This window comes from Pseudomonas imperatae, from assembly GCF_057128625.1.
The window spans coordinates 128,192-151,387 of record NZ_JBSKHP010000014.1; the positions used below are offsets into that span (position 1 = coordinate 128,192).

Below are 23,196 nucleotides of genomic sequence, written 5' to 3' on the forward strand. Positions count from 1 at the left end.
TCAGGCAGTGGCCTTCTGAGCCTTGGTTTCGCTGTTGGGCGGGCCGGCGAACTGGGTGGCAAAACCACCGACGGCAAGCATGTCCACTTCCAGCAGGAAGGGCCCCGGCTCCGCCAGCGCACCTTCGATCACACCGCCGAAGTTTTTCAGGTCGCTGACCAGCGCGTGGCGCAGGCCCATGGATTCGGCCAGCTGCGCGTAGTCCGGTGTGTGCAGTTCCACGTAGGCGTGGCGGGCGCCGTAGATGGCGTCCTGGATGTTGCGGATCACGCCGTAGCGCTGGTCGTTCATCAGCAGGATCACCACATTGGCTTTTTCCTGCACCAGGGTCGCCAGCTCACCCAGGTTGAGAATGAAGCCGCCGTCGCCGGCCAGGGCGAACACCTTGCGCTCCGGTGCGGTTTCGGCAGCCGCCACCGCTGCGCCAATGCCCATGGCCAGGGCCTGGCCGATACCGCCGCCCAAAGCGTGCACGCCGGCGCGCGGGTGGAACAGGTTGATCAGGCGGTTGCCCCAAATGCTGTTGGACAGGGTCACGTCGCGCACCCAGGAGAAGTTGCGGCCGGTGACGGCTTGCAACTGCTCCACGAGGGCGGTGTAGGGGCCCAGGTCGCTGTTGAGCTGGGCGCGGGAGTTGGTGCGCACCGCAGATAGTTCCACGTGGAACATTGGGTCTAAATTCAGGCGACCTTCCAGTCGGTTGGCCAAACCGTCCAATGCCAGCGCCGTATCACCGCACACGAACTGGTCGCTGCTGTAGCTGCGGCCTTCGATGGCCGGGTTAGCGTCGATACGCAGGGTGGTCTGCGGCAGCTTCAGTGCGTACTTGAACGTCTCGTTGGAGCGCAGGCGCGAACCGGCCACCAGCAACACGTCGCACGATTGCATGAACTGTTCCACGGCGCGGTTTTGCGAGAACGCACCCAGGCAACGCTCGTCGTCCTCGTTCACTACGCCGCGGCCTTGGGTAGAGGTGATGACACCCACGCCCATGGCCATCAGGCGCTTCACCTGCTTGCCCGCATGGCGCGCGCCACCACCGAGCCACAGCATCGGGCGCTTGGCCCCGGCCATGCGTTCGGCCAGTGCGTCTAGCGCTTCAGGTGCCGGCACCGCGACCGGGATTGGCAGCGGCGCCAGGTCAGTCGGCATGGTGATGAAGGTGGACTGGATGTCGATCGGGATCTCGACGCTGACCGGGCCGGTGGGCGCGGTGAGGGCGGTCTGCACGGCCAGCTTCATGGTGCTGAGCGCGGTCTCGACGCTGCGCACACGGAAGGCAGCTTTCGACACGGCCTTGAGCATGGTCAGCTGGTCGCGGGCCTCATGGATGTAGGCGAATTCCTGGTCCAGGTACTGGGTCTCGATTTGCCCGGTGATGTGCAGCAGCGGCGTGCCGGCGGTCTGTGCTTCCACCATGGCGCCGGCAGCGTTGCCGGCGGCAGTGCCGGTGGAGGTCAGGCACACGCCCAGGCCGCCGGTGGTGCGGGCGTAGGCGTCGGCCATGTTGGTGGCGCCGGCTTCGCCGCGGGCCATGACGAAGCGGATGTTGCCGCGCACGGCGAAGGCATCGAGGATCGGCATGTTGTGGATCGAGATGACCCCGAACGCGGCCTTCACGTCGCACTGTTCGAGGAACGCAGTAATGGCAGCACCTACGGTGACTTGGTTGTCGTTACGCATGGCGGGACAGGCCTCCAGAAACGTCGATATGGCTGCCTGTGGTGTAAGCCGACAAGGGCGAAGCCAGGAACAGGATCGCGCGGGCTGCCTCGACGGGCAGGCCCAGGCGGCCCAGGGGAATGTGTTTGCGTTGCGCCAGTTGCGCGGTCCATTGCGACCAGTCCAGGTGGCGCTCTTCACGGGCTTCGAAGCGGCGGCGCCACTGGCCCGACTCCACCAGGCCGATGAGGATGCCGTTGACCCGGATGCTCTTCTCGGCGAACTCGGTGGCCATGGAACGCACCAGGTTTTTCAGCCCGGCGCGGGCGGCGGAGGTGGCGACCATGTGCGGCTCGGGCTGGCTGGCCAGCAGCGAATTCACGCAGACGATGGCCGCACCTGGGCAGCGTTCAAGCTGGGGCATGAAGGCGCGCACCGGGTTGATCACCGAGAAGAACTTAAGGTTCAGCTCTTCGGTCCAGGCCGCGTCGGTGGTGTCGGCGAAGGTCGACATCCGCCCTTGGCCGGCGTTGTTGATCAGCATCTGCGCCGGGCCGAAGGCGGCTTCACTGGCGGCGGCAAACGCCTGCACGCTGGCGGCGTCGAGCACGTCGCACACCTGGGCCAGCAACTGAGCATGAGGAAAGCGTGCGCGCAGGTCGGCTTCGGCGCTGCGCAGGCGGTCTTCGTTGCGGCCACAGAAAGCCACCTTGGCGCCGGCTTCCAGCAGCAGTTCGACGCAGGCCAGGCCGATGCCGGAAGAGCCACCGGTGACGATCGCGGTGCTGCCTTGAATCTGATAAAGGCTCATCTCAATCCCTCATCAGCGCAGTGACGCGGCTGCCATGGCCGGGGGTGTAGTTGAGCAGGCGCGACAGTTCGTCGGCGCTGCGGCGCACCTGGGCCAGGGTTTCCTCGAAGTTGACGTGGCCGATCTGCGTGGTCGGAATGGTCACGCCCAGCGCTGCCACCACGCAGCCACTGTGGTCACGCACGGGCGCGGCAACGGTGGAGATCGCCGATTCGAAGAAGCCCTCACCGCTGACGTAGCCACGCTGGCGGTCGGCCTGCACCAGGTTGAACAGGTCCAGCACGGTCTTGGGCGTGCACAGCGAATGCTGCTCCAGGTGTTCTTCGGGGTATAGCTCGCGCAGCTCGGCCAGGCTCAGGTCTTCCAGCAGGATGCGCCCCAGCACGGTGGCGTGGGCGGGCAGGCGGGTGCCGACATTGACCGCGCTGGAGAACACCGACGGCGGCGAGACCTTGGCCACGTAGACGATGGAGCGGCCGTCGCGCACCACCAGGTTGCTGGGGTAGTTGAGCTTGTCGCACAGGCGCGCCAGCAGCGGCTGGCCCAGCTCGGTCAGTTCCAGCGACGCCAGGTATTCAAAGCCCAGGCGCAGCACCGACATGCCCAGGCGGTATTCGTTGCCGCTGCGGTTGACGAAGCCCATGGTTTCCAACGTGGTGAGCAGGCGGAAAATGGTCGAGCGCGGCAGCTCCAGGCGGCGCGCCAATTCCGGCGCCGTGAGGGTGCGGTTCTGCCGGCTGAATTCGCACAGCAGCAACAGGCCGCGCTCCAGGCCCGGGACAATGTATTTGTCCTGGGCGTCCTTGTTCAGATCTGAGTCGTTCATTGGGCACTACCTGTCAAAGATTCCTTGAGGGCGAAGGCCAGGCGGCCTGCCACCACGGCGGGTTGTTCTATAGGGCTGGCGTGGCCGGCGTCGGCGATCAGGTTGAAGCTGGCGCCCAGGGCCTTGGCCAGGGTCAGGCAGCCTTCGGGGGCAGTGATCGCGTCGGCCTCGCCGCAGTGCACTTCGCAGGGCACTGGCAGCGGGGCGTGGCGCAGCAGGTCGTCGCCGCACAGCAGCTCGATGGCCTGGCGATAACCATGTTGATTCAGGCGTGACATGTTCCAGCACACCCAGGCCAGCGCCTTGGCGGTGGGCCGTGGCGAGAGCATGGCGCTGCTGCGTTGGGCAGCCATTTGCGCGATGCCCAGGGATTCCAGGGTGCTGATGCGTTTGCTGCGGATCTGCTGGCGCTGGATTTCGCGGGCAGGGTCGCCGTAGCCGCGCGCCGGGCTCAGCAGCACCAGGCGGCTGACGCGCGTGGGGTGCAGGCGGGCAAACGCGGCGGCGGTGATGGCCCCCAGCGAATGGCCCACCAGCACGCAGCGTTCGATGTTCAGTGCAGCCAGGGTGTGCAGCAGGCGCTCGGCATAGGCTTCGGCGCGCGGCGCGGCAGGCGCCAGCGGCGTGGACTCGCCATAACCAGGGGCGTCCCAGGCGATAACCCGGGCGCCCTGGCCCAGTTGCAGCGCCACTTCCAGCCAGGAGCCCGCGCCCGAGCCGATGCCGTGCAGCAGCACCACGGCCGGGCCACTGCCGGTTGTGCGCACCGCCTGTTGGCCGCCGGGCACGCTCAGCAGTTGTTGGGGGAAGCGGCTGGCCAGCAGCCCTTGCAGTTCGGTGCTGGGGTCGAGCTGTTCAGTGGCGTGCAACATGGCGTCAACCGCGCTTGATCGAGGCCAGAGGATGCTCTGGCGGGTAGGTCGGGGTGATCGGCTTCTTGGCGCCGAGCATCACGCACATCAGCGCGTCTTCGTCGCCGATGTTGATTTCCTCGCGGTACACGCCCGGCGGCACCGAGATCACGTCGCGGTCGGTGAGGATGGTTTCGTAACGCTCGCCGTCCTTCTCGATCACCACCTTGAGCTTGCCGCGCAGCACGAAGAACACCTCTTCAACGTCGGTGTGCAGGTGCGACGGGCCTTCGTGGCCGGCAGGAATCACCATGGTGGAGAAGGTGAAGTTCTCCGAGGGAATGGTGTTCATGTCGGTGCTCACCCCGGTGCCGCCGGTGCCGATGTAGCGCATTTGCGCGCGGCGGTACTTGGGGTCGTAGTCGGCCTGGAATTTCAGCGCGTTCCAGTCGTACTTGCGCGTCTCGTAACGGGCAATGCGGGTTTGCATCCAGGCTTCCAGGCTGGCGCCTTCAGGACGTTCCCAGCTTTTCGGGGCTTGTTGTTGTGCGGCTAGATCAGTCACGGCTGTCTCCTTCTCAGGGCATGACGAACCCGCCGTTGACCGGCAGGGTTTGTCCAGTAATGAAACGGGCAAGGTCGGAAAGGGCGAAGATCACCGCGCCGCTGACGTCCTCGGGCAACTGCGCGCGCTGGATGGCGCGCTGCTCGGTGTACAGGCGGTGGCGTGCCTCGGGCACGTAGGCGGTGGCTTCCACCAGCACCAGGCCGGGGGCGATGGCGTTGACGGTGATGTTGTCCTTGCCCAGCTCGCGGGCCAGGCTGCGGGTCATGGCGATGACGGCGCCCTTGCTGGCGACATAGGCCAGCAGGTTGGTGGCGCCCCACAGCGGGGTGTCGGAGGCCAGGTTGATCACCGCGCCGTGGCCGCTCTGGCGCAAGGCCGGCAGGCAGGCCCGGGTCATCAGCCAGGTGCCGCGCACGTTGACCTTCATCACCGTGTCCCAGGTGTCGATGTCCAGCTCTTCGCAGGTCTTGCCGCCGGAGTTGGTCACCGACGCGTTGTTCACCAGGCCGTCCAGGCCGCCCAGTTGTTGGGTGGCGGCGGCCACGCAGGCGTCGATGGACGCCGGGTCTGCGAGGTCCACCACCAGGCCGGTGACGTCCAGGTCCATGGCCTGCAGCTCGGCGGCGGCCTGCTGCACGCGGTCGGCAAGAATGTCGGCGATTACCACCCGCGCGCCGGCGCGGGCAATGGCTTCGGCAAAGGCCAGGCCCAGGCCGCGGGCGCCACCGGTGACCAGCACGCGGCGGCCCTCAAGCAGTCGAATGGAAGGTTTCATCATTTGGTACTCAGCATGGCTTTGGGCAGGTAATGCAGCACGCGCTTCTCGGCCCATACCACCGCGCCGTAGGCCAGCACGCCGATCAGGGTGAGCATGACAATGGCGACGAACACGCCACTGGTGTTGCCCTGGCCTTCAGCGTCCACCAGCAGGAAGCCCAGGCCCTGGTTGCCGCCCACCAACTCGCCGACGGTGACGCCGATGACGGCCAGGGTGGAGGCGATGCGCAGGCCGGAGAACAGCGCGGCCATGGCCGAAGGGAACTCCACCAGGCGGAAGATCTGCCAGCGGCTGGCGTTCATGGTGCGCACCAGGTTGATCATGTCCGGGTCCACGGTGCGGATCGCCGACAGCACGTTGATCATCACCGGGAAGAACACGATCAGGATGGCGATCAGGATCTTGGGGTAGATGGTGTAGCCCAGCCACATCACGAACAGCGGCGCGAAGGCCACCTTCGGCGCAATCTGCAACGCCAGGATGTACGGCGACAGCATCGCCTCGGCCGACGGCGACAGGCCCAGGGACACGCCGATCATCACGCCCAGCAGCGCGCCCAGGCCGAAGCCGACGATGATTTCGAAGGCGGTGATCAGGGTGTGCTTGAGCAGGCTGCTGCTGCCCCACATGGCCAGGCTTTCCTGGGCCACGCGGCTCAGCCGGGGCAGGACGAACTCGGGCATGCCCAGCAGCCCGGGGCCGAACTGCCAGGCCAGCAAAAACACAATCAGCAGGGCGAAGCTGCCCAGCACGGAGGAATTCAGACTTCTCATCAAGGGCTACCTGTGTTTATCCCGCGGCTACTTGGCGGCCGTCGTGGTATCGATGAACTGGTTGGTGTAGAGGTCTTCGAGCTTGGGCTCCTTGGCGACGATGCCTTCGCTCACGTAGAACTGGCGCACCTTGTCCAGGCGGGCCGGGTCGACCTGGCCGAGCACGGCCTGGTGGGCATAGACGTTGTCGACGTACAGCTTGAAGGTGCGCTCCAGCGCCGCTTCCTTGCCGGCGTAGGCGGGCACCGCCTTGGCGAAGGTGACGGCGGCGGCGTGCGGGTCCTGGATGATGTCGCGCATGCCTTCCAGGGTGGCCTGCACCACGCCGCGCACCACGTCGGGGTGGTGCTTGATGGCGTCGTCAGAGGCGAGGATGGCCTGGGCCATGCTCTCGAACACCTGGTCCTGGGGGATCATCTTCACCTTCACCCCGGCGTCCTCGGCGTCCACCACCCAGTCGGCGACACCGGCCATGGCGTCGGCCTTCTTCGCCGAGAACAGCTGCCACACGCCCGCCGGGCCGGCCGCCTGCACGTCGACGTCGTCCTTGCCCAGCCCGGCCTTGCGCAGTGAGGCGAGCAGGGCGTAGTAGGTGGTGTCGGAGTAGGACATCACCGTCAGGGTCTTGCCCTTGAGGTCGGTGATCGAGTTGACGTGGGCGTCGGCGTTGGTGGCGATCATGGTCACGCCGCCCGCGCCCAGCACCGCCACCGCACGCACCGGAATGCCGTTGGCGCGCACCACGATCGGCGTATCGCCAATGGCGCCGCCCACCAGCGCGTTGCCGGCGCCGATCTGCTTGGCCACGTCGACCCCGCCCTTGGCGGCGATGAAGGTGACGTTCAGATCCTTGCTGCTGTAGTAGCCCTTTTCCTTGGCAATCACCCAGGGGGCGAAGGCTGGCAAGGTCGGCGGCGCCGGCAGCAGGTAGGTGACGTCCGTCTGCGCCTGGGCCAGGCCCGCAAGGCCCAGCCCGGCGGCGAGGATCGTGGTGGTGAACAGGGACTTGAACATGCGTGCTCCTGAATCGGGTGATGGCCGTGAGGCGTTGATCAATGCAGTTCGGTGTCTTCGCCGACCTTCAGCAGCTCCATCAGCCGCCCGGCCAGCGGGCCGATCTCCGGCAGCTTGCGGCGCTCCAGCGGATTGTTGCGGAAGGGCAGGTCCACCACGATTTCCTCGACGATGGTGCCGGGGCGGGCGCTCATCACCAGCAGGCGGTCGGACATGGCGATGGCCTCCACCAGGTCGTGGGTGATGAACAGCGCGGTCTTCTTCTCCTGGTAGAGCATCTGCGCCAGGTCCTGCTGCAGGATCATCTTGGTCTGCGCATCCAGGGCCGAGAACGGCTCATCGAGGAACAGCACCTGCGGGTCGATGGCCAGGGTGCGGGCCAGCGCCGCGCGCTGGCGCATGCCGCCCGACAGCTGGAAGGGGTAGTGGTCGGCGAAGCCTTGCAGGTGGCAGCGGTTGAGCAGATCTTCGGCGATGACCTTGCGCTGCTCCTTGGCCATGCCCTGAATCTCCAGGCCCAGCTCCACGTTGCGGCGGATGCTGCGCCAAGGCATCAGCAGGTCCTTCTGCAGCATGAACGCCACCTTGCGCACCGGCCCGGTCACCGCTTCGCCCCCCACGAAGACTTCGCCTTCGCTGGGGCGGTACAGGCCCGAACCCATATTGAGGATGGTGCTCTTGCCGCAGCCGGACGGCCCGATGATCGACACCACCTCGCCACGGCGAATCTTGAAATTCACCTGGCGGATAGCGAACGGCGCGTCAGCCTTCCCCTTGGCCGGGAAGCACTTGCCGACCTGGCGAAACTCGATCTCGGTCGGCTCCAGGTCTTCCTTGGGAGCTTGCTGGTTCCATTGCGGGGTAACGGCGTACATCTCTTTCACAGCCATTGGGGAAGCTCTCTGGTCTGTTTTATAGGTGATACGACGTTTAGTGCATGAACAATGCCAGCAGCGTTTCCCCACTAGATTTTTGAAAAAACCGTTATTTATTAGATTGTTAGATGCGTGTGGTTAATTTGTGAGCGTTCCACAGGTAAAACACGGTTTTCTATATGGCACGGATCTGCACACTGGCTGTGCGCGCGGTGTGTAACTGCGAGAAAAGAGTGCTTTTTCCGGTAACGTCGGCGATAGCGGCGTTTTGATGGCTTGTTTCGCTAATGAAATGCCGTGGCTATGGCCTGCTCGGATCGACAATTTTTGACTTGAAAATCTTCGATCAAGCTTACGTACTGGCCCTTAGAATCTTGTCGGGGCAGGCCGCAGTGGCCTGCTCATGACCGCCAAGGACGGCTTGATAAGGACAGGTAGTGCACGCATTCCAAAACCATCCCGCGCCTTTTACCCATGGAGGCGCGACCTATGATTTTGCTCATCTGGCCTCAACGGTCCTGAAATTGAATCTGGCCGACTGCCAACACATCGTTGCGGAGTGTCGTTTCAAGAGCCACTGCTACAGGCGGAAACCTGGGCATGATGAGTCGCTGGCTGGTCTCGTACCTATCCATGATGAAAGAGGCGAGTTAAGGGTCCTATGTCCCGTCCGGTACCATCTGAGTTTTTTGCTGGTGGCATGGATTTCCAAGTGGCGAGCGCAACCATGCGTTTTCGGTAAAAATTTCCGCCATGGGGTGGAGAACTGGATCGTTGTGGAGTGGCGTGAGCACCAAAGGATCAAGGTCGCTTTCAGCGTCGATAAACATGAATTGCTCGTGCCCGGAATCATGATGTGGATCAAGACCGTGCATCCCTATGACCGAAGTCGTCCCCCTGTAGCAGGAAGGGTCAACAGCATCCCATTTCAGGTGCTGGTCAAGACGGTGGCCTACACAGGGCAGTTGCCGCGCGTGAAAACCAGAAAATGAGGCATACAAAAAAGCCACTCCGAGGAGTGGCTTTTCGCAGAAGAAAGTTTCGGGTGCTCTTTAAACCAGTGGTGTCTGGAGCCCCCCGTAGGGGTCGGCCAATAGAATTCCTTGCATGACTGAGCAGCAAGTCCCCGGGCACATCTATCTGCACGCAATCCTACGGGTGGACGAAAAATAGTCAAGCCGAATCGCAATAGCGCCTCGCCGAAGGAGTAACTGACAGTTTCAACGGTCAAGCGCACGTTCCACGTGGAACACTCCGGTCTAAATCCCAAATCCCAGGTAAAGAAAAGCCCCCAGCCGCTGAAGCAGCTGGGGGCCTAGGTCTAGCCTGCGTCAGCTCAAGCCTTGCAGCTGTCCGGTGCCCAGTCGCCCATGTCCGGGCTGCTGCACACTTTGGCCATCAGGCTCTGGCCATTGGCGGCCACTTGCTTGCCTTCAGCCTGTTTGGCCTGGGCGTTCTGCAGGCTCTTCTCGGTGCTCACGGCCTGGGTAGGCACGTTGCTTGGAGCGGGCTTCTTCACTTTGACCTTGGTCTTGGCCTTGGTCGGCACTACCGAGGTGCTGTCGGCGGTGGCCACGGTGACCACGTCCTGGCGCTGCACGCCTACCTGTTGCAGGTCTTTCTCATAGGCCTGGGAGTAGGAGTCGACGTCCTGGGTGGCCTTGCCGTTGGCGGCCACGATCAACTGGTTGCTTTCACGCAGGCCCGAGACGATCTCGGCCAGGCGACGACGGCCTTCGGTGTCGCTGATGGTCTTGGCCTTGCGAGCCGAAATCAGGCGATCGAACTCGGCCTGGTAGCAGGTCTGCGAGGCCTTGGCGTAGGCGATGTTGCGGTCCAGGGATTGGGTGCTGCTGTCGACGTCAGTGGCGTAGGAGCCGATGCGCTGCTTGTCGTCGGTGATCTGCTGTTGCTTCTGGGTGTAGTAACCCACTGCGCCGCCGGCCAGTGCACCGCCGGCCACGCCGATGGCGGCGTTGCGGCCCATCTTCTCCTTGTCGCCAGCCAGGGCGCCGGTCACGCCGCCCAGCAGGCCGCCCACCACCGCGCCGGTTGCTACCGACTTGGTCATGTCCGAGTTGGTGCTGCGCAGGTGTTCTACCGGCTCGTAGCAGGTGGGGTAGTACTCGACCTTGGTGGTCTGCGCCACCTTGGAGGTTGGCGCGCTGGCGCAGCCGCCCAGTACCAGAGTGAAGCTGGTGGCGATCAGCAGTGCACTGCGGCGGGCGCTGGCGGCAGTAAAGGTGTTGAGGGTCGAACGCATGATAAGTGTCTCTTCCTTTGGTTTAGCTGTTGCGGCGGGCTGCCACCATGGCTGCCCACCCTTTGTTCGCTCGCTCGTGGGCCCGGCTTACTTCTTGCCAGCCTGGGCGAGCAGTTCCTTCAAAATCACCTCGGGGTCAGCCCGCTGTTGCTTGCGGTACTGGCCCACGTGGGTGACGAACAATGTGGCGCGTGCTACCAGGCTCTTGCCCAGTACCGGCTTGCGCCCCAGTTCTTCCTTGACTCGTTGAAACTGCGCCTGGATTACCGCGTCGGTGTAACGGGTGCCCGTGGCCAGGTTGTCGATGTAGATCGCCACGGCGCCATCCAGCGCGCTGCGGCCGTTGTCGATGGCCGAGCCGAGCAGGTCGGCGCTGGCCTGGTCCTTCATGGCCAACGCCTTTTCACGCGTGGTGCGCAGGTTGGTCAGGCGAATGTTGTAGTTATTGATGGTCTCGGCCACCAGGGCCGAGGACTGGATCAGGTTGCCGGCGGCTTCCTCGCGCTGCTTGGCGATCAGCGAGACGTTGCGCTTGAGCTCTTCGTTGACCAGCCCCAGCTCAGCCTGCAGGCGAGGGTCGACACTGGCGGCGATGATGCTGTCCAGGCGCTTGGTCGGGTCCTGGGCGTCGTCGATGGCGTCGGTCAGCGAAGCCAGCCGGCCTTCTTTTTGCCACTGGGCAAACAGCTCGCTGTAGCGCGAACGCGGCGCGGCGAGGGCGCCCAAGGCCACGCGGAAACCGGTGGTCTCGTTGCGCTGCTCGGTGCCGTCGGCGGCGAACAGCGGGTACTCGCGGCGCATGCCGGTGAACAAGGTCATCTCGCCTTCGAGGTAGTTGCCACCCTTGACCACGAAGCCGCCGTAGGTGCCCTGGCGGCGTCCGGCGCTGACCAGCTGGAAGGACTCCTGGACCATTTCGGCGGCGTTGCCGATCACATCGAACAGGCCGATGGGGTTGGGCAACTTGGTGCCAATCGGCATCAGCCGCGCGCCTTGCCCGGTGCCGCCAGCGACCTGGCTGAACACGGCATAGTCAGAAAGCGGGCCATCTTCATCGCTGCCTTCGGCGTGGCGGGGGAACAGCCGCCCCTCCAGTTCCTGGCGGCTGACCGCCTGGCCGCCACGGGCGGCATACTCCCATTCCACCTCGGTAGGCAGGCGCACGAAGCCCAGGCCGCCGTCTTCGGCGCTGGTACCGCGACCGCTCACAGGCAGCAACTCGCGGTGGTATTTCATCAGCCACGCGCTGTACACCGCGGCGAAACGTTCCGCTTCGAAGTGCGACAGGCTGACCTTGGGCAGGCGCCCGGTCATGGCAGCATCGGCCTCGCAGGCTGGGGGCGCCTCGCCGCTGGCCAGTGATTGCGCCTGTGCCATTACCTGGGCGTACTGGCGGGCAGTGACCTCGTACTTGCCGATGAAATACAGCATCGGCTTCAGCGGGTTGCCGGGGCCGTTCCTGGGCAGTAGCGGGGTGAGAGTCTTGCGCCAGTCCGCCGCCAGGTCATTGAGGGTGAACTGGCCGTTGATGTAGTCGCGGCGGTAGCCGGAAATGAACGACTGTTTGTAGCCGGCCTCGCCCTCGCTGAACGGGTAGCCGAGGTTGATCTCGCGGTCGTCCAGCGGCCCGTTGGCCAGCACGTAGACATAACGGAACACCATTTCGCCGTCGCAGGGCAGCGGCAGGCTGACGTCATCGGGCAGCGGCTTGGGGTTGTCGAACTTGTTGTCGTCGGCCATGGCTAGCGAACTGGCCACCATCAGCGCCGCGAAGGCCCAGTGTCTAAACATCGCGAATTCCTTGTGCGGCCTGCAGGCGGGTCACGCGCCAGCCGCCGGCGGTGGCCGCGAGCAGGCTGACCAGCACAATCGCCAGCAGGGCGACGGCCAGGTGGGCTGGCAGCAAGTGGCTGGCCAGTTGATCGAAAAGGTGGTTGAGCAGGCTGGCGCCCAGGCCGTAGAGCAGCGCGGCGAGCAGGGCGGCCAGCAAGGCGCTGTACAGCGCCTGCGCCAAGACGAAACCGAGCAACGCGCCGGTGCGCAGCCCCAGCAAACGAAGGACCGACAATGCCCGGCGCTTGCGCTCCACCGCTGCCAGGGTGCCGGCAGCGATGGCGGCAAAAGCGCCGGCGCAGGCGAGCCCGGCAATCAGCCAGAACACCGTGGAGAGCCGCTGGCTCAGTGCCTGGACCTGCTCGATGGCGCTGGCTTGAGTTGCCACGACCAACCCCTGGCGGGCGAAGAACTGGCGTAGCGGCTCGACGGCAGCCAGGTCCCGGGCGTACAGGCGGAACGCCGGGTAAACCCGGGCGTTGCCTGCCGCACTGCCGGGCCAGCCGAGGGCGGGCGCGGCGCGGCCATCGCGGTAATCCTCGGCGGCTTCCAGCAAGGCCAGGGGAGCAAAAATGGCGTCACGCTGGAAAGCGCTGATGGGCAGCACAGCCTTCACCAGCAGGGTCAGGCGGCGGACCTGCACCTGGCCTGCGTCCTGGCGGGTGATCAAGGCATCGACCGCTTGCCCGGCATGGACGCCGAGTTTTTGCGCGGTGGTCTGGCTCAGCAGGACATCGGTCAGGCCTGCGGGCGCCGCGATGCTGCCCAGCAACGGATCGCCCGCGCCGGTAGGGATCATCTCCACCGGCAGTGTCTTGCCCTGGGGATCAAGCAGGTCGGCGGTGGCGGCGATCTGCCGGGTGCGCGGCAAAGCGAACGCCACGTCGGGGCGCGCAGCCAGCGCAGCGATGTCCGCCGCGCTGAAGCGGCCACCGGCCAGCGGGATAATTTCGCGCGTGGCCGGGTCTTGTTGCAGGCGCTCGGTGAGCCCGCCGATCAGGCCGAACTTGAGGCCGAACAACAACAGCAAGGGGGCGATCACGGCCACCAGCGCCAGCACCGCGCACAGCGACAGCCGCCACTCGTCGCGGAAGTCCTGCCAGGCCAGCGTCATGATCAGGGCGGCGCGCATCAGCCGTGCTCCAGGCGTGCGGTCACGCCGCCGTCGCTGTCGCGCACCAGCGCCAGGCGCAACATGGGCAGGCCGCAGCGTTCGGCCAATTGTTCGTCGTGGGTGGCAATCAGGCGCGTGGCGCCTTGTGCACTGGCCTGGGCCAACAGCAGTTGCATCACCCGCTCGGCATTGAGCGGGTCGAGTGCCGCCGTCGGCTCATCGGCCAGCAGCAAGCGAGGGCCATGGGCCAGGGCGCGGGCGCAGCTGACCCGCTGGCGCTGGCCCACGGACAATTGCGCCGGCTTCTTGCCCAACTGCTCGGCAATGCCCAGCTGCTCGGCCAGGCGCTCGACGCTGCCGTCCTCGGGCAGCCCCAGCAGTGCCCGCGGCAGGCTGATGTTGCCGCGCACGCTGGTGAAGCCCAGCAGGCCGCCGGTCTGCAGCACATAGCCCAGGTGGCGGCTGCGCAGGTCTGCCAGGCGGTCCTGCTGGTTGGCGCGCCAGAGGCCGCGCACGTCCTGCCCGCAGAATTGGAAGCGCGCAGCGTGCTCCGGGGCCGCCACCAGGGCCAGCAGGTCGAGCAGGGTGCTCTTGCCGCACCCGCTGGGGCCCACCAGGGCGAACTGCTCACCCGCAGCCAGCTGCAGCCGCTCGATTTCCAGGCTGTAGCGCTGGGCGCCCTGGCCGCGCGTGGTACGCACCTCGTGCAGGTCGAGCATCATCATGGCAGCGTCGACAGTGGCACGCGGTACAGCGCGTCACCCGGCTCGGCGTCGCCGAAGCGCACCCAGTTGGCCAGGTCGTTGTGGAAGGTTTCGTAGAGCTGGATCTTCGATTCCAGCTCGTCGATGAAGTCCTGCTGCTCGGCCACCGACAGCGACAACCACAGATCCTGGGTCATGGTCAGGGCTTTGCTGCGGTAGGGCAGGCCTTGCAGGTACTCGCCCAGCACGCCGCCGTCGGCCAGGTTGGCGCCGCTGCGCAGTGCCGAGGGGTCGCGGCTCATGTAGGCGCTGGCGCTGGCGATCTCCTGGAAGAAGTCCTTGGGTGAAGTCTGGGTCTTGCGCGCAGCGTCGACGATCAGCTTCAACGACTGTTGCAGGTCGTTGAGCTGCAGCTTGGTCAGCAGCACGCACACCTGGAACGCCGGCAGCGCCGGGTTGGTCAGGTCGCGGTCGGCGGTCCAGGCGCTGACCAGCTGGGGGGCGCGGTTGGCGGCGCGGTGGCCAAGGAAATCCATGTGCATGGCGTAGCCGATGGCGGCGGATTTATCGCTCAGGCTCGGTGACTTGGCCAGCAGCGGCACTGCCGGCGATTCGCTGCGCACCTGATGCACCAGTTGCGCGAACACCGAGCCGATCTCGCTGACGCGCTCGCCGAAGCGCTGCACGTCGCCACCGGGAATGGGCACGTAGAGATCGCCGATCTGCGGGTTGGCGTCGGCGGTCAGCACCCGGTACTGCTGCTCGGCGGAGGCGTGGTTGTTCTTGCCGGCGTCGGTGCGCAGGTGCAAGGCAAAAATCTTGATCTGCTTGTTCAGCGCTGCCTGGCGGACTTCGGCCTCGTTCATGTGCGTGCTGCTCAGCGGGTCGGCCTTGCGCAGTGCGCCGGCGTCGCTTACCAGCAGGATCAGCCGGCCGCCGTACGGCGCCCAGTCCATGCCCTGCACGGCCTGCATCACCCCGGCAAAGGCGTCTTCGTTGAACGACTGGCTGGACACCGTGGTGGCTTTCACCTGCCGGGCCAGGTCCAGGAAGCGTTGCGGGTCACGGCCCTGGTCCAGGGGGATCAGGGTCTTGGCCAGATACTCCAGGCCCGGGGTCTTGCTGAGGTTGTTGCGGAAGCCCACCAGGCCGAAGCTGACGTTATCCAGCTCGCCGCGCTGGGCAATCTGGCTCTGCAGTTCGTGAACCACGGCGGTGACCTGGTCGATGTAGGGCTGCATCGACACCGAGGTGTCCACCACCAGCACCACGGCCGTGCGGAAGGCGTCGGTCTTGGCCGTGGCCGCTGGCCCGTCGTTGGTGCCCGGGTCGATGGAGGCGACGTTGAGCAGTTGTACCGGCTGGCCGTTGTCATCGAAGCTTTCCTTCGAGTCGAAGATGGGCAGCAGGTAGAACTTGTCCTGGGGGATAGCACTGGCGCCTGGCTCCAGGGCCAGCAGCAACTTGCCATCGCCCTGGCCCGCCTGGGCCTGCGTGAGGGCGCGGCGGGCGGCAGCAGGGTCGGCCAGCAGGCGTTCAACGCTGCTGGCAGCGTTGAGGAACATCACTGGCGCGCGGCCCGAACGCTCGGTGAACTTGAGCACCAGGCTCTGCTTCCAGTCGCTGACCTGGCCGGCGGCCAGCCAGCCTTCGCTGTGGCCTTCGGTGCCTGCGCCCACCCGCAGCCATTCAACGCCATCGACAGCCTTGCGCTGGTACACATAGAGCACCGAGAACGCTGGCAGCGCCTTGCCGCCCTTGGCGCCGGGTTCGGCTGCCAGGCTGGCGCCAGGCTTGCTGAGAATGCGTTGGAACAGGGTTTTCTTGCCCGCCATCAGCAGCGGTCGGTTGCCACCGTCCTGTTCGGCGGCAACGGCCGGTGGCGGGGGCGCCACCTGCGCGGCGGGCTCGGCGGCCGCCTTGGTCTTGCCGCCACCCAGCAGGGCGTAGCCACCGCCGCCGATGGCCAGCAGCACGGCCACGGCGATGGCACTCAGGGCCAGCACCGGGCGCTTGCTTTTCCCTGGCAACACGGCAGGTGGTTCGGCGGGGGCAGGGGCAGGAGCAGCCTGGGGAATGTCGATGCTCACCGGCTCCAGGCCGGCCAGCGAAGGTGCGCTGATCACCGGGCGGATGCGCGTGGCGTCGTTATCCGGCTGCCGGTCCAGTTCGTCCAGGGCGGCCAGCAGCGCATGGGCATCGGCGAAGCGCTCGGCGGGGTCCTTCGCCAGCAGGCGGCTGAGGATCGGCTGGTAACGGCCTTGGGCGATGGGCAATTCCGGCAGCGGTTGGGTCAGGTGCGCGAGCGCCGTGGACAGGGCATCGGTACCCACGTACGGCAGCTTGCCCGCCAGCATTTCATAGAGCACCACGCCCAACGCGTAGAGGTCGGCGCGGCCGTCGATCTCCTGGCCGCGCGCCTGCTCCGGGCTCATGTAGCTGGGCGTGCCCACGGCGAAACCGGCCTGGGTGAACTGGGTGCGGTCGTCCAGGGACTTGGCGATGCCGAAGTCCGAGAGCACTGCCGTGCCGTCCGCGCGGAACAGGATGTTGGCCGGTTTCACGTCGCGGTGCACCAGGCCCTGGGCGTGGGCATAGCCCAGCGCCGAGGCGATCTGGCGCAGGTACGGCAAGCCCTGCTCGGGCCCCAGGCCTTGGGCCAGGCGGTCCTTGAGAGTGCCGTTGGGCAAGTATTCCATGGCCATGTAGTACAGCTCGCCGACATTGCCGATGTCGTGGATGGTCACGGTGTTGGGGTGGGTGAGGCGTGCCAGGGTGCGGCCTTCGCGCAGGAAGCGCTCGCAGAAGGTGGCGTCGGCGGCCAGTGCCGCGGCCATGACCTTGAGCGCCACCTTGCGCTCCAGCGAACGCTGGGTCGCCAGGTACACGCTGGCCATCGCGCCTTCGCCGATTTCGCCGTGGATGTCGTAGCCAGGAATAGTGATCTGCATGGTTCAGGGTTCTTCAGCTGGCCTTGATGACGACGGCGGTGATGTTGTCGGGGGCGCCGCGGGTCAGGCCCAGGTGCACCAGGCTGCGGACCACGGCGTAGGCGTCGCTGTGGCACAGCACGTCGCGGATCTCGTGGTCTTCGGCGGTCTTGGTCAGGCCGTCGCTGCACAGCAGGTAGGTGTCGCCGGGCAGGATGTGCAGGAAGGCACTGTCCAGCTCCAGGTCATTGGCCACGCCCAGGGCGCGGGTAACGATGTTGCCGCGCGGGTGCAGGCGCGCCTCGGCTTCGCTGAGCAGGCCGCTGTCCACCAGCGCCTGCACGTAGCTGTGGTCGCGGGAAATACTGCTCAACTGGCCACCGCGCAGGCGGTACAGGCGGCTGTCGCCAGCCCACAGGCACATGCCCTGGCTACCACGCATGGCCAGGGTGACGACGGTGCTGCCCATCATGCCCACGCCACGCAGCTGCGCCTGGTCGCGCACCAGGGTGTTGACCTCGGCCAGTGCCTGGCGCAGGGCGTTGCAGTACACCGGCAGCGATGGCGAACCGGGAATGCGCCGCAGGGCGTCGATGATCAGGCTGCTGACATAGTCGCCCGCGGCGTGGCCACCCATGCCGTCGGCCACCGCCCACAGGCCACTGTCGGGCAGGTCCAGGCAGGCGTCTTCGTTCACCTGGCGCACCATGCCCACATGGCTGTAGCTGGCGCTTTGAATGTGCTGGACGGGAAGGGCGGCCATCTACAGCGCGCCTCCCTGGCTGTGCAGGAAGCGGGTGAACACCTCGCTGGCCGGCATGCCCTGGCAGCGCAGCAGGCCTGGGGCCACCCGCTGCGAACCGTTGCCCCACCACAGGCTGGCGCCCAGGCAGGCCCATTGCCCGAGCGTGGCCTGGCGCGCCTGCGGCGTGTCAGCGTGGCTGCGGCGCAGGCCGGCGAAGTCGTTGTCAGGCAGCGACGGGGTCAGTGCCAGTGGCGGCAGTGCGGCCAGCGCGGCTTCGAAATGCTGCGGTTCCGCGTGCGGTTCCAGGGTGTCGAGCAGGGCGTTTTCCACCTGTTCATGCCAGCCCTGCTCGCCGCCGACCACGGCGGCCAGGTCGGTATCGCCGGGCAGCGCCATGGCCACCGTCAGCGGGAAATAGCGGCCTACGCGGTCGACGCTGGGCATCAGCACGCCGGTCATTGCCTGTTCGCCACACACGCCGGGCGCCAGCAGGAAGCGCCACAGCGGGCTGACCAGGTACGCGTCCAGCCAGCCTTCGCCCAGCTCGGCCTGGCTGGCGCGCAGGCCAGCGGCCAGCCACGCGTCCCAGGCGCTGATGAAAGCGGGCGGCAGGGCGCGGCTGATGAAGTCACCGCGGCTGGCCAGCTTGCCGTAGAAGCCCACTGGGTTCATAGCCGCTCCGGCAGGTTGAAGCCTGCGACCAGGCGGTTGTTGAACGGGTTGAAGGCGCTGTTGGCGCGCAGTTCATAGGAGATGCTGGCGCCGTCCACGCGCAGGCGCAGGGTGAAGCGGTCGGGCGAACCGGCGCTGCTCAGGTCCGATTGCTCCAGCAGGCGGAACCACGCCCATGGCCCGTCCAGGGTCATGCCCGAACGGCCGCTGGCGGCAGGCGGCTCGATGGCCAGGCGCACCACGCCAACGCTGTTGGGGTTCGGCCATTGCAGCGCGGTGGGGCGGCTGGGGCCGTGGTCGTAGCTGAGCTGCTGGCCATCCAGGTCGAGGTTGAACTGGGTGATGCTGCTGTCCATGGCCACCGGTTTGAGCTCGAAGCGCACCACCGGCTGGGTGCCGCCGGCGCGGAAGTAGGCATCACGAATCGACGCCGCGCGCTGGAAGGTCTGCAACACGCCCGGCGTGATGCCCAGGCGCTGCGCCGCGCCCGGCTGCCAGCGCCAGGTGGCTGCGGAGGTGTCGACGTAGGGTTGCAGGTACTTGCGGAAGTAGCTGTCCATGACCCCGCCGACGCCGAAGAACTGGCCGAAGTCGTCGAGCGTGGCGTCGCGGCTGCTGGCGGTCACCAGCGGGTAGCGCCCGGCCAGGGACTGGCGGTACACGTTCACCACCTCACTGGCCCAGGCGGCGTTGAGTTGGTTGCGCACGCCACCCATCATGCTGTTGGTGGTGGCGCTGACCACCGACTTGACCAGCCCCTGTACCACCGGCGGCTCACGCTCGGCAGTCAGGCTGACCCGTGCGGCCGCAGCGCTGGCCTGGTTCTTGGCCTCGCCCAGCAGCGCGTCGCCGCTGGCGCCGACCATGGCGCTGACCTGCACGTACAGGGCGTTGAGGTCGGCCAGCAGGACATCGATGGCGGCGGGGTCGCCATTGCCCTTGCCCACCAGGGCATTGAGTTCGGCGAAGTGCGCGGTCACCAGGTCTTCCTGTGCCGCGGGCGCTTGCGGGGTCGTTGCAGGTGCCTGGCCCACCAGCGAGCCGAGCTTCTGCTTGAGCTTGTCGACGTTGTTTTCCACCGGTGCGGCCTGCGCGGCCACGGCCTTGTCCAGCTGGCCGAGGTCGGTTTCACGGGCTACGGCCTGCAGCAGCTTTTTCAGTGGCGAGGTAGGCCCCGAGATCACTCGCAGTACGTCTGCGGCCTGGGCGACGTTGGTCACCGGCACGAAGTCGATGTCAGCCAGCAGGGCATCCCATTGGCGGATGTAGTCCTGCAGGTACAGCCGGCGCACCTCGCCGGCCAGGCCGATGGCGTCCTGCTGCTGCCCCGGGTCCAGGCCCAGCACCCATTGCTCCTCGGCCAGGGCATTGGACTGGTTCAGGCTGCTGAGCAGGAAGGCCTGCTGGTAGCCCTTGGCGGTGAAGAACCCGCTCAAGGGCTCGCCCAGGGGCTTGCCGCTCTTGCGCACCAGCACCAGGGCGGCATCGCGCCCGGCCGCATCACTCAGGCGGAAATCACTGACCCCGGCAGGCAGTGGCTGGCGCTTGACCCGGTCGTACACGCGCTGGGCTACGGGCAGCTGTTGCAGTTGGCGACGCAGGTCGTCGATCAGTCGCGCGTCCAGGCGGGCATCGGGCGGCTGGCGCTCGAACAGGGCTTGCAGGTGCTCATTGAGCGCCTGGCGCTGGTCGGCGGCCAGGTCGCGTGGCAGGTGCTGCTCCCAGTCCAGGCTGACCCAGGCCTTGATGAAGGCAGGATCGTAGTGGGCATGGTCGCCCAGCATCAGGTAGGCCTTGAGCCCCTCGTAGAGAAAGTCTGAAGTGCCGCCGCTGCGCAGTTGCTCTTCAACCCGGCTCACCAGGCGCGGGGCGAACACCGCGACCATCAGCTTGCGGTAGAGGCTGCTGGCTTCGCTTTCCAGCATGTCACCCTGGTACAGGCCAAGGCCACGCGCCCAGTTGGGTGGGTCGTCGGCCAGGTGGCGCGTGGCGTTGAGCAGTGGCAGCACCGCCAGCACCTCGCGTTGTGCCGGTGTCAGCGCCTGCACGGCCTGGCCCAGCGGGGCCACGCGGGCATCGACCTGGGCGATGTAGGCCTGGTTCGCCCGGTAGCTGGCAACCCACAGGCCGCCTACCACCAGTACCAGCGCCACGCTGGCGGCCAGCGCACCACGGGCCAGCCATTTGCGTCGTCGTTCCACGGCCGGGTTGCTGCCGACCAGGCCGCGCTCGGCAAAGGCCACGTCGGTGAACAGGCGCTGGATGAAGTAGCTGCGCCCCGTGCCGGTCTGGCGCGCCAGATGCTGGCGGTCCAGGTTCATGCTCTGGGCCATGGCGCCAATCAGGCGGTCGATGGGGCTGCCTTCCTGGGTGCCGCTGGTGAAGTACACGCCGCGCAGCAGCACGCGAGCTTCGTAGGGGTTGGGACGGAACACCGCCTGCAGGAAGTCTCGCAACGTAGCCTTGAGCGCACCGAACTGCTGGGGGAAGCCATAGATCAGGTCGCGGCGCGCGGGGTCGCGTTCTTGTTGCAGGCGCTCCACCAGGCGCTGGTTCAGGCGCAGCTCCAGGCCCTGGAACTCGCTGTCCAGCTGGCTCAATGGGCCGTCGCCGCTGCTGCCGTCGTCCAGCGCGAAAGTCATGCCCCACACCTGGGTGCGCTCTTCCTTGCTCAGGTTGTCGAAGAACTCCATGAAGCCCGGCACCAGGTCGAGCTTGGTCAGGGTCAGGTAGATGGGCAGGCGCACGCCCAGCTGGCTGTACAGCTCCTGGATGCGCGTGCGAATGGCCGCGGCGTGGGCGGCGCGCTCGGCCTCGCTGGCCAGCAGCAGGTCGGACAGGCTGATGGCAATGAAGGCGCCATCCACCGGCCGCCGTGGCCGCTGGGTCTTGAGCAGGTCGAGGAAGCCCAGCCAGGCGGCCTTGTCGACCGCGGCGTGGCTGTCCTGGGTGGTGTAGCGGCCAGCGGTGTCCAGCAGCACGGCCTGGTCGGTGAACCACCAATCGCAGTTACGCGTGCCACCCACACCCTGCACAGCGCCGGCGCCCAGCTGCGCGGCCAGGGGGAAATTCAGCCCGGAGTTGAGCAGGGCGGTAGTCTTGCCCGAGCCGGGCGGGCCGATGATCACGTACCAGGGCAGCTCGTACAGGCTGCGCTTCTCGTCGCCGCCCAGGCGAGCTTTCTTCAGCAGCGCCAGGGCTTCGGCCATGCGCGCCTTCAGCGTCGCCAGTTCTTCGGCGGTGGCCACGCTGGCCGGGTCTGGCGCGGTGTCGGCGGCCAGGCTGGCAAGCACCTTGGCGGCCTGGCGCCGGGCCTGCACCAGGCGCCAGGTACGGTACGCCAGCCACGCGGCAAACAGCAGGATGATCAGCGCCCAGCGCCGGCCTTCAGGCACCAGCCACTCCAGCAGCGGGCCGACGAACCAGATCACCAGGCTCAAGGCCAGCAGGCCCAGCACCGGGATGACCCAGCGCACTACAAACGCAAGCACGGCCTTCACTCGACCCCCTCCGCAAACACAGTGATTTCTACCCGGCGGTTACGCGCTCGGCCCTCGGCGGTGGCGTTGGAGGCCAGCGGCTCGGTGTCGCTGCGGCCTTCGGCGCTGAAGCGTTCGGGCTGGCCGGTGCGCGCGGCCAGCAGTTGGCGGACTTCTTCGGCACGGGCCTGGGACAGCTTCCAGTTGGATGGGAAGCGCAGGGTAGCGATAGGCCGGTTGTCACTGTGGCCGGTGACCAGCACGCGGCCCTTGACCTTGCCGATGGCCTCGGCGATGCGCAGCATCAGCGGCTGGAAATCGTCCTTGATGCTGGCGCTGGCCGACGGGAACAGTTCGTCGCCGCGAATGGTGACGATGGAGCGGTCTACCGCATCCTCCACGGCCACCCGGCCGGCGCGCACGTCGTCGGCCAGGAAGCCGGCCAGGCGCGGCCGTTCCACCACCTTGGGCTGCTGGGCCGGGCGGTCGATGGCCTGCACCGGGATTTCGCCCAGGGCGTGGATATGCTTGAACACTGGCTCCGCGTCGGCGGCTAGCATCAGGCGCAGGCCCAGCAGCAACAGCAGCAGCACGGCCACGGCAATGGCCAGGCCCACCCACGGCGGCAGGAACTGCGCCAGACGGTCGCGGCTGGCCGGGGCGCCGCGCCAGTGCGGCGACAGCTCGCGCTCGTGCTCGCCACGGGCGCTGCGGATGGCGGCGCTGGTGCGCTCGCGCAGGGCGTCGAGCTGGCTGCGCCCGTCATGCATCACCCGGTAGCGGCCTTCGAAACCCAGGCACAGGCACAGGTACAGCAGCTCCAGCAGCGGCAGGCGCTCGCGCGGGCTTTGCAGGCAGTGGTCCAGCAGCTGGAACACCTTCTCGCCGCCCCAGGCTTCGTTGTGCACGGTGATCAGCAGGCTCTGCTTGCCCCAGTCACTGGCGCTGCCCCATGGCGTGCTCAGCACCGCTTCGTCCAGCGCCGTGCACAGCACGTAGCGGGCCAGCAACACGTCGTTGCGCGGCACGCCTGCCGCTTGCGCGCGCTCTTCGAATTGGCGCAGGCAGGTCAGCAGCTGCGCGCGCAGGCTGGCGGGCGCCGGGTGGGCGATGGTGTTGCGCAGGCGCGTCAGCAGCGTCAGCAGCGGGCCGGCGGCCTGCTCCAGGGGGTTGAGCCCCTGGGCCTGGGCGTCGAGTATCGGCGCGCTGGGCACTTGCAGCGCCGGCGGTTCCTGGCCGCCTGCGGGCGCGCCGCGGCCACCGGGGCGCGGCATGATCATGGTGCGGTCGTCGTGCAT

19 protein-coding genes are annotated in these 23,196 nt (G+C 66.8%); 1 reads left to right on the forward strand and 18 read right to left on the reverse strand.

Going from position 1 to position 23,196, the window contains the following annotated elements; translation table 11 throughout:
• Genes ACWKWX_RS18870 through ACWKWX_RS18910 form a run of 9 tightly spaced genes read right to left on the reverse strand, consistent with a single transcriptional unit; the run spans position 1 to position 8,158 of the window.
• Positions 1-1,683, reverse strand: a complete 1,683-nt coding sequence (locus ACWKWX_RS18870; RefSeq protein ID WP_483828549.1) for a thiamine pyrophosphate-binding protein — start codon at positions 1,681-1,683, stop codon at positions 1-3.
• The gene (locus tag ACWKWX_RS18875; protein ID WP_483828550.1) at positions 1,676-2,473 is read right to left on the reverse strand and encodes an SDR family oxidoreductase; all 798 of its coding nucleotides are present in this window, start codon (positions 2,471-2,473) and stop codon (positions 1,676-1,678) included. Before ACWKWX_RS18875 ends, ACWKWX_RS18870 begins: the two co-directional genes overlap by 8 nt.
• Before the next feature lies 1 nt (position 2,474).
• Entirely contained in the window at positions 2,475-3,299 is an 825-nt protein-coding gene (locus ACWKWX_RS18880) for an IclR family transcriptional regulator (RefSeq protein WP_416421596.1), read from the reverse strand.
• Positions 3,296-4,171, reverse strand: coding sequence for an alpha/beta fold hydrolase (locus ACWKWX_RS18885; RefSeq protein ID WP_483828551.1), 876 nt, complete (start codon positions 4,169-4,171; stop codon positions 3,296-3,298). The genes ACWKWX_RS18880 and ACWKWX_RS18885 overlap by 4 nt, the downstream gene beginning before the upstream one ends.
• A gap of 4 nt (positions 4,172-4,175) precedes the next feature.
• Positions 4,176-4,715, reverse strand: coding sequence for a cupin domain-containing protein (locus ACWKWX_RS18890; RefSeq protein WP_416421594.1), 540 nt, complete (start codon positions 4,713-4,715; stop codon positions 4,176-4,178).
• A gap of 13 nt (positions 4,716-4,728) precedes the next feature.
• Positions 4,729-5,493, reverse strand: coding sequence for an SDR family oxidoreductase (locus tag ACWKWX_RS18895; RefSeq protein WP_483828579.1), 765 nt, complete (start codon positions 5,491-5,493; stop codon positions 4,729-4,731).
• Positions 5,493-6,269 (reverse strand): ABC transporter permease, encoded by a 777-nt coding sequence (locus tag ACWKWX_RS18900; protein WP_416421592.1) that lies wholly within the window; start codon positions 6,267-6,269, stop codon positions 5,493-5,495. The genes ACWKWX_RS18895 and ACWKWX_RS18900 overlap by 1 nt, the downstream gene beginning before the upstream one ends.
• A gap of 27 nt (positions 6,270-6,296) precedes the next feature.
• Entirely contained in the window at positions 6,297-7,283 is a 987-nt protein-coding gene (locus ACWKWX_RS18905) for an ABC transporter substrate-binding protein (protein WP_483828552.1), read from the reverse strand.
• 38 nt (positions 7,284-7,321) lie between these two features.
• On the reverse strand, positions 7,322-8,158 hold the full coding sequence (locus tag ACWKWX_RS18910; protein WP_483828580.1) for an ABC transporter ATP-binding protein: 837 nt from the start codon (positions 8,156-8,158) through the stop codon (positions 7,322-7,324).
• A 437-nt stretch (positions 8,159-8,595) separates the two neighbouring features.
• Between ACWKWX_RS18910 and ACWKWX_RS18915 the strand changes: the two genes are divergently transcribed.
• The gene (locus ACWKWX_RS18915) at positions 8,596-9,150 is read left to right on the forward strand and encodes a hypothetical protein (RefSeq protein WP_483828553.1); all 555 of its coding nucleotides are present in this window, start codon (positions 8,596-8,598) and stop codon (positions 9,148-9,150) included.
• Between the two features lie 344 nt (positions 9,151-9,494).
• Here ACWKWX_RS18915 and tagQ read toward each other — a convergent pair whose 3' ends face one another.
• From tagQ to ACWKWX_RS18960, 9 genes are all read right to left on the reverse strand, one after another.
• The gene (gene tagQ / locus ACWKWX_RS18920) at positions 9,495-10,421 is read right to left on the reverse strand and encodes a type VI secretion system-associated lipoprotein TagQ (protein ID WP_416421589.1); all 927 of its coding nucleotides are present in this window, start codon (positions 10,419-10,421) and stop codon (positions 9,495-9,497) included.
• Positions 10,422-10,508: 87 nt separating this feature from the next.
• Entirely contained in the window at positions 10,509-12,182 is a 1,674-nt protein-coding gene (locus ACWKWX_RS18925; protein ID WP_483828581.1) for a formylglycine-generating enzyme family protein, read from the reverse strand.
• Positions 12,183-12,204: 22 nt separating this feature from the next.
• Positions 12,205-13,386: an FtsX-like permease family protein gene (locus tag ACWKWX_RS18930; protein WP_483828554.1), complete on the reverse strand. Its 1,182-nt coding sequence runs from the start codon at positions 13,384-13,386 to the stop codon at positions 12,205-12,207.
• Positions 13,386-14,087: an ABC transporter ATP-binding protein gene (locus ACWKWX_RS18935; protein ID WP_416427501.1), complete on the reverse strand. Its 702-nt coding sequence runs from the start codon at positions 14,085-14,087 to the stop codon at positions 13,386-13,388. Before ACWKWX_RS18935 ends, ACWKWX_RS18930 begins: the two co-directional genes overlap by 1 nt.
• A 2-nt stretch (positions 14,088-14,089) precedes the next feature.
• Positions 14,090-17,023 carry a serine/threonine-protein kinase gene (locus ACWKWX_RS18940; RefSeq protein ID WP_483828555.1) on the reverse strand — a complete coding sequence of 978 codons (2,934 nt, stop codon included), beginning with the start codon at positions 17,021-17,023 and terminating at the stop codon, positions 14,090-14,092.
• Between the two features lie 13 nt (positions 17,024-17,036).
• Positions 17,037-17,765: a PP2C family protein-serine/threonine phosphatase gene (locus ACWKWX_RS18945; RefSeq protein ID WP_483828556.1), complete on the reverse strand. Its 729-nt coding sequence runs from the start codon at positions 17,763-17,765 to the stop codon at positions 17,037-17,039.
• Complete coding sequence (gene tagF, locus ACWKWX_RS18950) at positions 17,766-18,419, reverse strand: type VI secretion system-associated protein TagF (RefSeq protein WP_483828557.1); 654 nt, start codon at positions 18,417-18,419, stop codon at positions 17,766-17,768.
• Positions 18,416-21,919, reverse strand: coding sequence for a type VI secretion system membrane subunit TssM (tssM, locus tag ACWKWX_RS18955; protein ID WP_483828558.1), 3,504 nt, complete (start codon positions 21,917-21,919; stop codon positions 18,416-18,418). Before tssM ends, tagF begins: the two co-directional genes overlap by 4 nt.
• Positions 21,916-23,196 (reverse strand): DotU family type VI secretion system protein, encoded by a 1,281-nt coding sequence (locus tag ACWKWX_RS18960; RefSeq protein ID WP_483828559.1) that lies wholly within the window; start codon positions 23,194-23,196, stop codon positions 21,916-21,918. Before ACWKWX_RS18960 ends, tssM begins: the two co-directional genes overlap by 4 nt.

Excerpts from the sequence above, each read along its gene's own strand:
- ACWKWX_RS18960 (WP_483828559.1), bottom strand. The coding sequence starts at position 23,196 with ATGCACGACGACCGCACCATGATCATGCCGCGCCCCGGTGGCCGCGGC.
- ACWKWX_RS18940 (WP_483828555.1), bottom strand. The coding sequence starts at position 17,023 with ATGCAGATCACTATTCCTGGCTACGACATCCACGGCGAAATCGGCGAA.
- ACWKWX_RS18870 (WP_483828549.1), bottom strand. The coding sequence starts at position 1,683 with ATGCGTAACGACAACCAAGTCACCGTAGGTGCTGCCATTACTGCGTTC.
- ACWKWX_RS18875 (WP_483828550.1), bottom strand. The coding sequence starts at position 2,473 with ATGAGCCTTTATCAGATTCAAGGCAGCACCGCGATCGTCACCGGTGGC.
- ACWKWX_RS18880 (WP_416421596.1), bottom strand. The coding sequence starts at position 3,299 with ATGAACGACTCAGATCTGAACAAGGACGCCCAGGACAAATACATTGTC.
- tagQ (WP_416421589.1), bottom strand. The coding sequence starts at position 10,421 with ATGCGTTCGACCCTCAACACCTTTACTGCCGCCAGCGCCCGCCGCAGT.
- ACWKWX_RS18935 (WP_416427501.1), bottom strand. The coding sequence starts at position 14,087 with ATGCTCGACCTGCACGAGGTGCGTACCACGCGCGGCCAGGGCGCCCAG.
- ACWKWX_RS18885 (WP_483828551.1), bottom strand. The coding sequence starts at position 4,171 with ATGTTGCACGCCACTGAACAGCTCGACCCCAGCACCGAACTGCAAGGG.
- ACWKWX_RS18895 (WP_483828579.1), bottom strand. The coding sequence starts at position 5,493 with ATGAAACCTTCCATTCGACTGCTTGAGGGCCGCCGCGTGCTGGTCACC.
- ACWKWX_RS18910 (WP_483828580.1), bottom strand. The coding sequence starts at position 8,158 with ATGTACGCCGTTACCCCGCAATGGAACCAGCAAGCTCCCAAGGAAGAC.
- ACWKWX_RS18930 (WP_483828554.1), bottom strand. The coding sequence starts at position 13,386 with ATGCGCGCCGCCCTGATCATGACGCTGGCCTGGCAGGACTTCCGCGAC.
- ACWKWX_RS18945 (WP_483828556.1), bottom strand. The coding sequence starts at position 17,765 with ATGGCCGCCCTTCCCGTCCAGCACATTCAAAGCGCCAGCTACAGCCAT.
- ACWKWX_RS18900 (WP_416421592.1), bottom strand. The coding sequence starts at position 6,269 with ATGAGAAGTCTGAATTCCTCCGTGCTGGGCAGCTTCGCCCTGCTGATT.
- tagF (WP_483828557.1), bottom strand. The coding sequence starts at position 18,419 with ATGAACCCAGTGGGCTTCTACGGCAAGCTGGCCAGCCGCGGTGACTTC.
- ACWKWX_RS18905 (WP_483828552.1), bottom strand. The coding sequence starts at position 7,283 with ATGTTCAAGTCCCTGTTCACCACCACGATCCTCGCCGCCGGGCTGGGC.
- ACWKWX_RS18925 (WP_483828581.1), bottom strand. The coding sequence starts at position 12,182 with ATGGTGGCCAGTTCGCTAGCCATGGCCGACGACAACAAGTTCGACAAC.